Here is a 12,530-nt window from a genome sequence, read left to right as displayed (position 1 = left end):
GTTTCTTTCCTTCTTTATCTTTCGCTGCTGACTCTATGGACGACTTAAAAGATATTTGGTCAGCAGCGAAAGATAAAGAAGGAAAGAAACCTCGCGTCAAATTCGAGAAAGTATTTGCAGACCATTTCTTGAAGTTGTATGATGAAACCAAAAATAAACACTTTGACGAAGATGCTCTCAGAAACTTTTTACAACAAGGGGAGAATAATCAATCATGAGATTAGATAAATATTTAAAGGTATCACGACTCGTTAAACGTCGTACGTTAGCTAAAGAAATTAGTGATCAAGGTCGTGTTACTGTTAACGGAAACGTAGCGAAGGCGGGGACGGACGTTAAAGAAAACGATGAACTCGTCATACGCTTCGGACAAAAACTAGTAACTGTTAAAGTTACAGGTTTAAATGAACATGCTACAAAAGAAAATGCAAAAGGCATGTATGAGTTGATAAAAGAAGAACGCATTGATGAAGCGTGAGATGTATAGGGAGGTGACAAGCAATGAGCAAAAAAGTGGAGAATATAGGTAATCAGTATACATCGCAAGAAAATAAGAAAAAGCAACGTCAAAAAATGAAGATGCGTGTTGTTCGAAGAAGAATTACCGTTTTTGGCGGTATACTTTTGGCAATTATACTGATTTTATTAGTATTGCTTGTCATTCAAAGACATAGTAACGATCAAGATGCGGTGGAACGAAAACACAAAGAAGCACAATTTCAAAAGCAACAAGATGAGGAAATTGCATTAAAAGAAAAATTAAACAACCTTAACGATAAAGATTACATCGAAAAAGTTGCTAGAGATGATTATTATTTAAGTAATAAAGGCGAAGTTATTTTTAGATTACCAGGTGATAATAAATCCTCTAAATCTAAATCATCCGACGATGACGATAATTAGAGCAATAAAATAATCTGATTATAGCATTGTTAAATTACGCGAACAGGAATATAATAAGGATAAAATCGAATCTAACCAGGAGGATTTATTTAGAATATGTCAATCGAAGTAGGAAACAAACTTAAAGGTAAAGTTACAGGTATCAAGAAATTTGGTGCATTTGTAGAATTACCTGAAGGAAAAAGTGGTTTAGTTCATATCAGTGAAGTGGCTGATAATTATGTTGAGAATGTCGAAGACCACTTATCAGTTGGTGACGAAGTTGAAGTAAAAGTATTATCAATTGCTGATGACGGTAAAATTAGTCTATCGATTAAAAAAGCTAAAGATCGTCCTCGTAAACCTCACCACAATAATAAATCTAATCATGGGAGACCAGCTCAAAAAACTGAAGACTTTGAGAAGAAATTAAGTAACTTCTTAAAAGACAGTGAAGATAAATTAACTTCTATTAAACGTCAAACAGAGTCTCGTCGTGGCGGTAAAGGCTCAAGACGTTAAGATATAAATAGATTGAACAACCATCAATGTTACATCTTCTGTGAGATGTCGAATTAAGAACAATGTGCGATGGCAATGATATAGAAAATAATCGATGGTTAAACATGTAGCACTCTTACGGGGTGGGATGATGAATTCAAATATAACACTTTTGAATTCTCTCCTACTCCTATTTTATTTTTTAGATAAGAGAGGTGAGACGATGAAGTTAAATACGCAAGGATGGAACAACGATGCACATATCATTGTCGCAGTTTCAACTGGCATTGATAGCATGACCTTATTACATAGTTTATTAAACCAGTACCGTGATACCTATAAAACATTGACCTGTGTACATGTTAATCATGGATTACGAGCGCAATCAGTTGAAGAAGAAATATTTTTAAACGAGTATTGTCAAAAAAATCAAATTAAATTATATGTTAAACATCTCGACTTATCTAAAATAGTTGATAAAGGAAATAGTATTCAAAATGAAGCGCGTCGATTGCGGTATCAGTGGTTTGGAGAAGTCATTCGTGATTTAAATGCAGATGTATTACTTACAGCGCATCATCTTGATGACCAACTTGAAACGATTCTTTATAGGGTGCTGAGTGGTCGTTCAACTAGAAGCTCATTAGGAATGTCTGATATCTCGAACTATGAAGATTACCTTGTGTGTCGTCCTTTGCTGAACATTTACAAAAAAGACATCATCAATTACCAAGAAAAGTATCAGGTTCCATATTTTGAAGATAGTTCTAATCAAGATACGAAATATGTTAGAAATGATATACGACAACGGATTATCCCAAGTATTGATAACAATCCGTTTCTTGATTCCCATCACTTGTTAAAGTTAAAGGAATGGCACGACAATGAACTACAATTGTTAAAAGAACATGCGCGTTACTTTGTCGCTCACTTTGTTTCTAAAAATGATAGCGTCGCGGGGTATACATTTTCAAGGGAAGCATTTAACCGACTTAATCCTAATGTTAAAACAACTGTGATGGATCAATTATTAGAGGATATAGTGACCCATTCAACTATTTCACAAAAAACGTATGACGAGTGGTTCCAACAAATCCAAAATGAAAAATCTCAATTTCATATCGATATTACAGATAAATGGATAATTCAAATTGCATATGATACATTAATAATAATGGCTAAATTAGAAGACAATATATATATAAAGCAAAATATTATGATAGACCGGCCAGGACTATATCAATTTAACGACTATGATATATGTATTAAGGAACACTTACCTCAGACGTCTTACCCTCTTAAAGTTCGTGCGAGACGTAATGGAGATATGTTCAAATTAAACGGGAGAAATGGACATAAAAAAGTGAGTCGTTTATTCATAGATCAAAAAATTCCTGCAATTGAACGGGAACAAATGCCAATAGTACTAACCTATTTAAATGAAATAGTAGCAATAGGCGAATTATATGTTCATGAGCAGTTTAAAGATTTAATTACGATTAAAAAATGATGGAGATGAATGATAATGCATAATGATTTAAAGAATGTTTTGTTAACTGAAGAAGACATTCAAAACATTTGTAAAGAATTAGGAGCGAAAATTACTGAGGACTATAAAGACCGTCCTCTAGTGTGTGTAGGTATTCTTAAAGGTTCAGTTATGTTTATGGCAGACCTTATCAAACGAATTGATACACACTTATCAATCGACTTTATGGATGTTTCAAGCTACCATGGTGGTACAGAATCAACAGGAGAAGTTCAAATTTTAAAGGATTTAGGTTCCTCTATAGAAAATAAAGATGTACTCATTATTGAAGATATTTTAGAAACAGGAACAACTTTAAAATCAATTACTGAATTGCTACAATCTCGTAAAGTAAGTTCTTTAGAAATTGTGACTTTATTGGATAAACCTAATCGACGTAAAGCTGACATTGAAGCAAAATATGTTGGTAAGAAAATTCCTGATGAATTTGTTGTAGGTTATGGTTTAGATTATGGGGAATTATATAGAAATCTACCATACATTGGTACTTTAAAACCTGAGGTTTACTCTAAATAGATTTCATTTAAATATATGACTTATTTATGAAGCGTATGTTACAACTATCCGTACGAGTTAATGTAGTGAAGACTCGAATTATATGTGATAAGCTTTTTTATCAAATTAACTAACGATAAACATGACGATAAATGAATGATTTAGATAGCATAATTAAAGAAATATATAGTTGAAATTGACTAAAATTGAACAATCAATACGAAAGTTGAAATACTAGCCTGTGTAAGAAGTATTGTGTTACAATTTTTGTTAGTTTTATTATTGGAAGTAGGAGGAAATGACGCATGCAGAAAGCTTTTCGCAATGTGCTAGTTATCGCAATTATAGGCGTTATTATATTTGGTCTATTTTCGTTCTTAAATGGTAACGGAAAAACACCAAAACAGCTTACATACACTCAATTTGTTAATAAGTTGGATAAAGGCGACTTAAAATCATTAGAAATCCAACCTGAACAAAATGTCTATATGGTAAGTGGTAAAACTAAAAATGATGAAGACTATTCATCAACAATTTTATATAACAATGAAAAAGACTTACAAAAGATCACTGATACAGCTAAGAAACAAGATGGTCTAAAATTTAAAGTTAAAGAAGAAGAAAAACAAAGTGTCTTTGTTAGTATTTTATCAACACTGATTCCAGTATTAATCATTGCATTATTATTTATTTTCTTCCTTAGTCAAGCCCAAGGTGGTGGCGGCGGAGGTCGTATGATGAACTTTGGTAAATCCAAAGCAAAAATGTACGATAGTAACAAACGTCGCGTTCGTTTCTCAGATGTTGCAGGTGCTGACGAAGAGAAACAAGAATTAATCGAAATTGTAGATTTCTTAAAAGATAATAAGAAATTTAAGCAAATGGGATCTCGAATTCCTAAAGGTGTTTTACTTGTAGGACCTCCAGGTACCGGTAAAACTTTATTAGCACGTGCAGTTGCAGGGGAAGCTGGCGCACCATTCTTCTCTATTAGTGGTTCTGACTTCGTAGAGATGTTTGTCGGTGTCGGTGCAAGCCGTGTTCGTGATTTATTCGAAAATGCTAAGAAAAATGCACCATGTATTATTTTCATTGACGAAATTGATGCAGTAGGACGTCAACGTGGTGCTGGTGTTGGTGGTGGTCATGACGAACGTGAACAAACACTTAACCAATTATTAGTTGAAATGGATGGTTTCGGTGAAAATGAAGGTATTATCATGATTGCTGCAACTAACCGTCCAGATATCTTGGACCCAGCGTTATTACGTCCAGGTCGTTTCGACAGACAAATTCAAGTTGGCCGTCCAGATGTTAAAGGCCGTGAAGCCATTCTTCATGTACACTCTAAAAATAAACCACTTGATGAAACAGTAGACTTAAAAGCCATTTCACAAAGAACGCCAGGTTTTTCAGGTGCGGATTTAGAAAACTTACTTAACGAGGCTTCATTAATTGCTGCACGTGAAGGTAAAAATAAAATCGATATGCGTGATATAGAAGAGGCAACTGACCGAGTTATAGCCGGTCCAGCTAAGAAATCTCGAGTTATTTCTGAAAAAGAACGTAATATCGTTGCGCATCACGAAGCAGGACATACTATTATTGGTATGGTTCTTGATGAAGCTGAGGTCGTGCACAAAGTAACTATTGTCCCTCGTGGACAAGCTGGTGGTTACGCGATGATGTTACCTAAACAAGATCGTTTCTTAATGACTGAGCCAGAGTTACTTGATAAAATTTGTGGTTTACTTGGTGGACGTGTTTCTGAAGATATTAACTTCGGTGAAGTATCAACAGGTGCTTCTAATGACTTTGAACGTGCAACTCAAATTGCAAGATCAATGGTTACTGAATATGGTATGAGTAAGAAACTTGGACCGTTACAATTCTCTAGTAGCGGTGGTGGCCAAGTATTCCTTGGTAAAGATATGCAAGGAGAGCCTAACTATTCTGGACAAATTGCTTACGAAATTGATAAAGAAGTCCAACGTATTGTTAAAGAACAATATGAACGTTGTAAACAAATCTTGTTAGAACATCAAGAACAACTTAAACTTATCGCTAAGACATTGCTTACTGAAGAAACGTTAGTTGCAGAACAAATACGTGCATTGTTCTATGACGGTGAATTACCTGAAGTAGATTATGATGCAGCTAAAGTTGTTAAAGATGAAGACACAGATTATAGTGACGGAAAATATGGTAAATCTTACGATGATATTCGTAAAGAACAGCTAGATGAAGGCGACGAGAAAGAAAAAGAAGATCGTAAAGAAAATCGTGATATCGAGCACGAAAGACGTCGACAACATAATGAAGACCACGATTATAAAGGTCAAGAGTCTGATCAAGACTCTGATTCTGATGTAACTGGTCATGAGCAGTCACCAAACATCGATAAACCATATGATCCAAATAATCCAGATAATAGACATTAATTAAGTTAAATGAAGTCTCTTTCTACTCGTTCTTTGAAGAAGTAGGAAGAGACTTTTTAATTTGATACGTAGTTTATTGTAGAAATATATTAATATCAGTTTATGAGTTTATTATTTCAATAAGTTGCGAATGTCTGCTTTTCATATTATTTAATGTGTATTGAATTGATGTGCATTTTCAAAATTGAGCAACACATTTCATATTACTAACCAACATATGTATAATAGCTACTCAGTAACGAATTAAAATGATTAAAATGAATGAGAATAGATTAAAAAATTAAAAGGAGAATGACTGATGACACATGATTATATCGTAAGAGGATTGGCTTATGACGGTGAAATTAGAGCTTATGCTGCAACTACAACTGAATCTGTGCAAGAAGCCCAAACAAGACACTATACATGGCCAACTGCTTCAGCAGCAATGGGACGTACGATGACTGCTACGGTAATGATGGGAGCAATGTTAAAAGGAGACCAAAAATTAACTGTAACGGTTGATGGTCAAGGACCAATTGGAAGAATCATAGCTGATGCCGATGCAAAAGGTAATGTACGTGCATATGTAGACCATCCACAGACGCACTTCCCTTTAAACGGACAAGGTAAATTAGATGTTAGACGTGCAGTAGGTACTAATGGTTCAATCCAGGTAGTTAAAGATGTAGGTATGAAAGATTATTTCTCTGGGGCGAGTCCAATTGTTTCTGGTGAACTAGGAGATGACTTTACGTACTACTATGCAACAAGTGAACAAACACCATCTTCAGTAGGTTTAGGTGTATTAGTGAACCCTGATAACTCAATTAAAGCTGCAGGTGGATTTATTATACAAGTTATGCCTGGTGCTAAAGATGAAACTGTTACAAAATTAGAAAATGCTATTAATGAAATGGAACCTGTATCTAAATTAATCGAACAAGGTTTAACTCCGGAAGGTATTCTTAATGAGATTTTAGGAGAAGATAACGTTCAAATTTTAGATACGACAACAGCACAATTTGAATGTAACTGTAGTCATGAGAAATTCTTAAACGCTATTAAAGGTCTAGGTGAAGCAGAAGTACAAAGTATGATTGATGAGGATCACGGAGCTGAAGCTGTGTGTCATTTCTGTGGAAATAAATATCAATATACTGAAAGTGAATTAGAAGATTTGTTAACAGCGATGAAATAATTCTGTATTGAATAAGTATGATTAAGTATTAAAATTATATAAAATTAGGCGAGGAGATAGTTAAACTGTAAAGATTGTTCGTGAATGTGTCGTTTTTAAACATATATTAAGGTGGCGCGTATTGTACGATTTGGTGCAACTGTCTCCTAACGTTTAATTTGATTTCTTCAGGGAAAAATTCTAATGTATATGTTGAATATAGTTTTTTATTGAGAACAAGACAATTTTGTTTCTCTTTTTAGAAAATTCTGATAGAATATATCTATATCCGATGGGAAAACTAAGTTTTAATATTTATATAACAAAAAGGAGTGTTCTTAATGGCACAAAAACCCGTAGATAACGTTACGCAAATTATTGGTAACACACCTGTAGTTAAATTAAGAAACGTAGTTGATGAAGATGCGGCAGATATTTATGTAAAATTAGAATATCAAAACCCGGGCGGTTCAGTAAAAGACCGTATTGCACTAGCAATGATTGAAAAAGCTGAACGTGAGGGCAAAATTCAACCTGGCGATACTATTGTAGAACCAACAAGTGGTAACACTGGAATTGGTTTAGCTTTCGTATGTGCAGCTAAAGGTTACAATGCTGTTTTCACAATGCCTGAAACAATGAGCCAAGAACGTCGTAACTTATTAAAAGCTTATGGTGCAGAACTTGTATTAACACCAGGGTCTGAAGCGATGAAAGGTGCTATTAAAAAAGCTAAAGAGCTTAAAGAAGAACACGGTTATTTCGAACCACAACAATTCGAAAACCTTGCAAACCCTGAAATTCATGAACTTACAACTGGTCCTGAACTTGTAGATCAATTCGAAGGTAAACAAATTGATGCATTCTTAGCAGGTGTAGGTACTGGTGGTACTTTATCTGGTGTTGGTAAAGTCTTAAGAAAAGAATACCCTAATGTTGAAATCGTTGCGATTGAACCAGAAGCTTCACCAGTATTAAGTGGTGGAGAACCAGGTCCACATAAATTACAAGGTTTAGGTGCTGGTTTCGTACCTGACACATTAAATACAGATATTTACGATAGCATTATTAAAGTTGGAAATGATACTGCGATGGATATGGCACGTCGTGTTGCTAAAGAAGAAGGTATCTTAGCAGGTATTTCTTCAGGAGCTGCAATATACGCAGCAATCCAAAAAGCAAAAGAACTAGGTAAAGGTAAAACAGTTGTAACAGTCTTACCAAGTAATGGTGAGCGTTACCTATCTACGCCTTTATACTCATTTGATGACTAAGATTTAATATTTGAATATATAGTAAACTTTGCAAACGAAGATGTTGGTAAAGGTACTTTAAAGTCGAGATGTACAAAACTTTGGCTTTTAAGTCTCCTTTGATCCACATCTTCGTTTTTTATATTGTTAATTTTGTTGTTCTATAACACTGTTTTATTTTTCTAAATAAAAAATGTGCTCAAAATGTATGATAATGAATGATATGATTAATAGTAAATTGTGTAAGTAGTTTGATTTGAATTTTCAAGAATAATAAGTTTTTATACATAACTTTGAAAAGAATTTCAATATAGAAAAGGTGAAACACATGACTAAAACAAAAATTATGGGCATACTTAACGTCACGCCTGATTCTTTCTCAGATGGAGGTAAATTTAATTCAGTAGACAAAGCTACTAAACGAGTAAAAGAAATGATTGATGAGGGTGTTGATATCATTGATATTGGTGGCGTGTCGACACGACCTGGTTATGAAGAAGTATCTTTGGAAGAAGAAATGGAAAGAGTTATTCCAGTTGTTAAAGCACTAGTACAATATGATATACAACTTTCAATTGATACATTTCGAAGCGAGGTTGCTGAAGCATGTCTCAAACTAGGTGCTACAATGATTAATGATCAATGGGCAGGTTTGTATGATCCCAAAATTTTTAAAGTTGTAGCTGAATATGGTGCTGAAATCGTTTTAATGCATAATGGGGACGGTCGAAGAGAAGACCCCGTCGTAGATGAAATGCTTACGTCACTTCTTGCTCAAGCTAATAAAGCTGAAATGGCAGGTATCCCACAAGAAAAAATTTGGTTGGATCCAGGAATTGGTTTTGCTAAAACACGCGATGAAGAAAATGAAGTGATGGCTCGTTTAGATGAACTGGTAGCAACTGAATATCCCATTTTATTGGCAACAAGCCGTAAAAGGTTTATTAAAGAAATGATTGGAACAGATACAACGCCATTAGAGAGAGATGAGGCCACAGGAGCAACAACTGCCTATGGTATAATGAAAGGTGTTAAAGCTGTTCGAGTTCATAACGTTCAGTTGAATGCGCGGTTAGCTCATAGTATGGATTTTTTAAAGGAGAATGAACATGAACGACATAATCTTTCTTAACGGTATGCGTTTTTATGGATATCATGGGGTGTTACCATCAGAAAATGAAATTGGTCAAATATTTATAGTAGATGTTACGTTGAAGGTCGACTTAAAAGATGCTGGTCAATCAGATGATGTTGCAGATACTGTAAATTATGGCGAAGTGTTTGAAGAAGTTAAATCAATTGTTGAAGGTAAGCCATCTAGATTGATTGAACATCTAGCTGAACGTATTGCAAAACGTATAAATTCACACTATAATCGTGTAATGGAAACGAAAGTTAAAATCACTAAAGAAAGTCCACCCATTCCCGGACATTATGATGGTGTAGGAATTGAAATAGTGAGGGAGAATTGCTAAATGGTTAAAGCGTTTTTAGGTTTAGGGAGTAATATTGGAGAACGTGAAACGCAACTTAAAGAAGCTATAAGGATTTTAAATCGTTTTGATAATATTAAAGTGACTCAAATCTCTGATATTTATGAAACTGAACCAGTGGGATACACTAATCAACCGAACTTTTTAAATTTATGTGTTGAAATAGATACAACATTAGATCCTCAATCTTTACTATCATGTTGCTTAAAAACAGAACAACAACTCCATCGAGTAAGAGTTAAACGTTGGGGGCCAAGAACTTTAGATGTAGATATATTATTATATGAAGATCAAATTATCGAAGAAGATAATTTATCGGTACCACATCCGAGGATGAATGAACGTTCGTTTGTGCTTATTCCTTTAAATGATATTGCTTCGAATCAAATAGAACCTCGTACCCATCTAACTATTGGCAATTTAGTAACCGCAGACGATACTGTTAAAAAGTATAATAAGTGAGTAGCAATAAAAACAAATATTTAATTTTTAGAGAAGTTGAAATAAAAGCATAAATTGCTTTATTACATTTACAACGTCTTGTAGAATTAAAAAGTGAGAAGATTGGCGTTGTGGAAATGATAAACCAAGATTGATGATATCTTATTGGTTTTAAAGATAAAGTTCATATAGCTTTAGATGAATCTAAAACCGAATAAGTATTTTATATGACTAACAAAATTTCTATCAAGAACGCATGGAACAATCCATAATTTAAACAATAAGCTTAAAGGAGAGAAAGTTATGTCAGAAGAAATGAATGACCAAATGCAGGTCCGTCGTCAAAAACTACAAGAATTAATAGATTTAGGAATAGATCCGTTCGGTCATCGTTTTGATCGTAGTGCTACTTCTAACGAGTTAAAAGAGCAATGGGATCAATTTTCAAAAGAAGAATTACATGAAAAAGAGGACGAAAGTCACGTTGCAATTGCAGGTCGTTTAATGACAAAACGCGGTAAAGGTAAAGCAGGATTTGCACATATCCAAGATTTAGAAGGTCAAATTCAAATTTACGTAAGAAAAGACCAAGTTGGAGAAGAACAATTTGATATTTGGAAAATTGCTGACTTAGGTGACATTGTTGGAATCGAAGGTGTTATGTTTAAAACTAATACTGGTGAAATCTCAGTTAAGGCTAAGTCATTTACATTATTATCTAAATCATTACGTCCTTTACCAGATAAGTTCCATGGACTACAAGATATTGAACAAAGATATCGTCAACGTTATTTAGATTTAATAACAAACGAAGATAGTACACGTACATTTATAAATCGCAGTAAAATTATTCAAGAAATGCGTAATTATTTAAATAAACAAGGTTTCTTAGAAGTAGAAACACCTATGATGCATCAAATTGCTGGAGGTGCGGCTGCACGTCCATTTGTTACCCACCATAACGCATTAGATGCTACGTTATATATGCGTATAGCTATTGAATTACACCTAAAACGCTTAATCGTCGGTGGTCTTGAAAAAGTATACGAAATTGGCCGTGTATTCCGTAATGAAGGCGTATCTACACGTCATAATCCAGAATTCACAATGATAGAATTATATGAAGCCTACGCTGATTATCATGATATTATGGATTTAACTGAGAGCATGGTTAGACATATTGCTCAAGAGGTCTTTGGTTCAGCTAAAGTTTCTTATAATGATGAAGAAATAGATTTAGAGTCTTCTTGGAGAAGACTTCACATTGTTGATGCAGTTAAAGAAGCCACTGGCGTGAATTTCTATGATGTTAAAACTGATGAGGAAGCGGTAAGCTTAGCTAAAGAACATGGTATTGAGATTACTGAAAATATGAAATATGGTCATATTTTAAATGAATTCTTCGAACAAAAAGTTGAGGAAACGTTAATTCAACCTACATTCATTTATGGCCATCCAATTGAAATCTCTCCATTAGCTAAAAAGAATCCAGAAGATCCTAGGTTTACTGATCGATTTGAACTATTTATAGTGGGAAGAGAACATGCGAATGCTTTCACTGAATTAAATGACCCAATCGATCAACGTGAACGTTTCGAAGCACAACTTGTCGAGAAAGAACAAGGTAACGATGAAGCGCATGAGATGGATGAAGATTATATTGAGGCGTTAGAATATGGTATGCCTCCTACAGGTGGATTAGGTATCGGTATCGATCGTTTGGTAATGTTACTAACAGATTCACCTTCTATCAGAGATGTACTATTATTCCCTTATATGAGACAGAAATAATTTTCTAGTCTAGTGCTAGTTGCATCAATCATCTATATGGTGGTTGATGCTTTTTTTGTATTTAAAATGCTTTATTATTGAGGGTGAAAAGTCTATCAATTTGATAAATCTATAATGTGTGTAAGGCGTGCTATATAAAAAATTTCCATTACTAAGAAATATAATTATCATTTTTTAGGGGAAAGTGGTGATTTTTCACAATAAAATATACAAATGGATTTTAAAAATGCAAATATTATCATAGATTTAGCCTTTAGCTTATGGTAGAATATTACGAGTGAAATAAGTTAGGTGCATTTAAGAAATATAGATTAAAAACGATTGAAAAAAGTTCTATAAAAGTGTTGACTTGTTTATTTAAATGAAGTAACATATAAAAGTCGTCAAAAACGAGGACGCATGTTATGAAATTGTAAACGAAATTTTAACAAAGTGTAAAATTGACCGTTGCAAAGTCATTTACAAGTGTGTATCATATATAAAGTAAGTTAATTTTGTCTGGTGACAATGGCAAGGAGGTCACAC

Annotated in this window: 12 protein-coding genes and 1 pseudogene; all 13 read left to right on the top strand. The window is 34.0% G+C overall.

The genetic code is table 11. The annotated features are described in order from the left end of the window. A pseudogene (locus HMPREF2642_RS02080) lies at window positions 1–218 on the top strand (hypothetical protein); the annotation flags it as partial. Next, window positions 215–478: an RNA-binding S4 domain-containing protein gene (locus HMPREF2642_RS02075; RefSeq protein WP_002436795.1), complete on the top strand. Its 264-nt coding sequence runs from the start codon at window positions 215–217 to the stop codon at window positions 476–478. The pseudogene HMPREF2642_RS02080 and the gene HMPREF2642_RS02075, both read left to right, overlap by 4 nt. Before the next feature lie 23 nt (window positions 479–501). Continuing rightward, window positions 502–903: a cell division protein DivIC gene (divIC, locus tag HMPREF2642_RS02070; protein WP_002436818.1), complete on the top strand. Its 402-nt coding sequence runs from the start codon at window positions 502–504 to the stop codon at window positions 901–903. Between the two features lie 96 nt (window positions 904–999). Then, window positions 1,000–1,404 (top strand): S1 domain-containing RNA-binding protein, encoded by a 405-nt coding sequence (locus HMPREF2642_RS02065; protein ID WP_002436830.1) that lies wholly within the window; start codon window positions 1,000–1,002, stop codon window positions 1,402–1,404. A gap of 202 nt (window positions 1,405–1,606) precedes the next feature. Then, window positions 1,607–2,893 carry a tRNA lysidine(34) synthetase TilS gene (gene tilS / locus HMPREF2642_RS02060; RefSeq protein WP_049428184.1) on the top strand — a complete coding sequence of 429 codons (1,287 nt, stop codon included), beginning with the start codon at window positions 1,607–1,609 and terminating at the stop codon, window positions 2,891–2,893. Window positions 2,894–2,908: 15 nt separating this feature from the next. Beyond that, window positions 2,909–3,448 (top strand): hypoxanthine phosphoribosyltransferase, encoded by a 540-nt coding sequence (gene hpt / locus HMPREF2642_RS02055; RefSeq protein ID WP_002436810.1) that lies wholly within the window; start codon window positions 2,909–2,911, stop codon window positions 3,446–3,448. A 284-nt stretch (window positions 3,449–3,732) separates the two neighbouring features. Next, window positions 3,733–5,868, top strand: a complete 2,136-nt coding sequence (ftsH, locus tag HMPREF2642_RS02050) for an ATP-dependent zinc metalloprotease FtsH (RefSeq protein WP_002436841.1) — start codon at window positions 3,733–3,735, stop codon at window positions 5,866–5,868. 298 nt (window positions 5,869–6,166) lie between these two features. Then, window positions 6,167–7,048 (top strand): Hsp33 family molecular chaperone HslO, encoded by an 882-nt coding sequence (gene hslO, locus HMPREF2642_RS02045; protein ID WP_002436823.1) that lies wholly within the window; start codon window positions 6,167–6,169, stop codon window positions 7,046–7,048. A gap of 320 nt (window positions 7,049–7,368) precedes the next feature. Continuing rightward, the gene (gene cysK / locus HMPREF2642_RS02040; RefSeq protein WP_002436801.1) at window positions 7,369–8,301 is read left to right on the top strand and encodes a cysteine synthase A; all 933 of its coding nucleotides are present in this window, start codon (window positions 7,369–7,371) and stop codon (window positions 8,299–8,301) included. A gap of 307 nt (window positions 8,302–8,608) precedes the next feature. Beyond that, complete coding sequence (folP, locus tag HMPREF2642_RS02035) at window positions 8,609–9,412, top strand: dihydropteroate synthase (protein ID WP_023350803.1); 804 nt, start codon at window positions 8,609–8,611, stop codon at window positions 9,410–9,412. Then, window positions 9,390–9,755, top strand: a complete 366-nt coding sequence (folB, locus tag HMPREF2642_RS02030) for a dihydroneopterin aldolase (protein WP_002436772.1) — start codon at window positions 9,390–9,392, stop codon at window positions 9,753–9,755. The genes folP and folB overlap by 23 nt, the downstream gene beginning before the upstream one ends. After that, a complete protein-coding gene (gene folK, locus HMPREF2642_RS02025; protein WP_002436837.1) occupies window positions 9,756–10,235 on the top strand; it encodes a 2-amino-4-hydroxy-6-hydroxymethyldihydropteridine diphosphokinase in 480 nt (159 codons plus the stop codon). Window positions 10,236–10,517: 282 nt separating this feature from the next. Further along, the gene (gene lysS, locus HMPREF2642_RS02020) at window positions 10,518–12,005 is read left to right on the top strand and encodes a lysine--tRNA ligase (protein ID WP_002436798.1); all 1,488 of its coding nucleotides are present in this window, start codon (window positions 10,518–10,520) and stop codon (window positions 12,003–12,005) included. The last annotated feature ends 525 nt before the right edge of the window (window positions 12,006–12,530 follow it).

This window comes from Staphylococcus sp. HMSC055A09 (genome assembly GCF_001809655.1).
Taxonomy (GTDB): domain Bacteria; phylum Bacillota; class Bacilli; order Staphylococcales; family Staphylococcaceae; genus Staphylococcus; species Staphylococcus capitis.
Note: the sequence above shows the minus strand (reverse complement) of the source record. Positions and strands in the feature narration are given on the sequence as shown.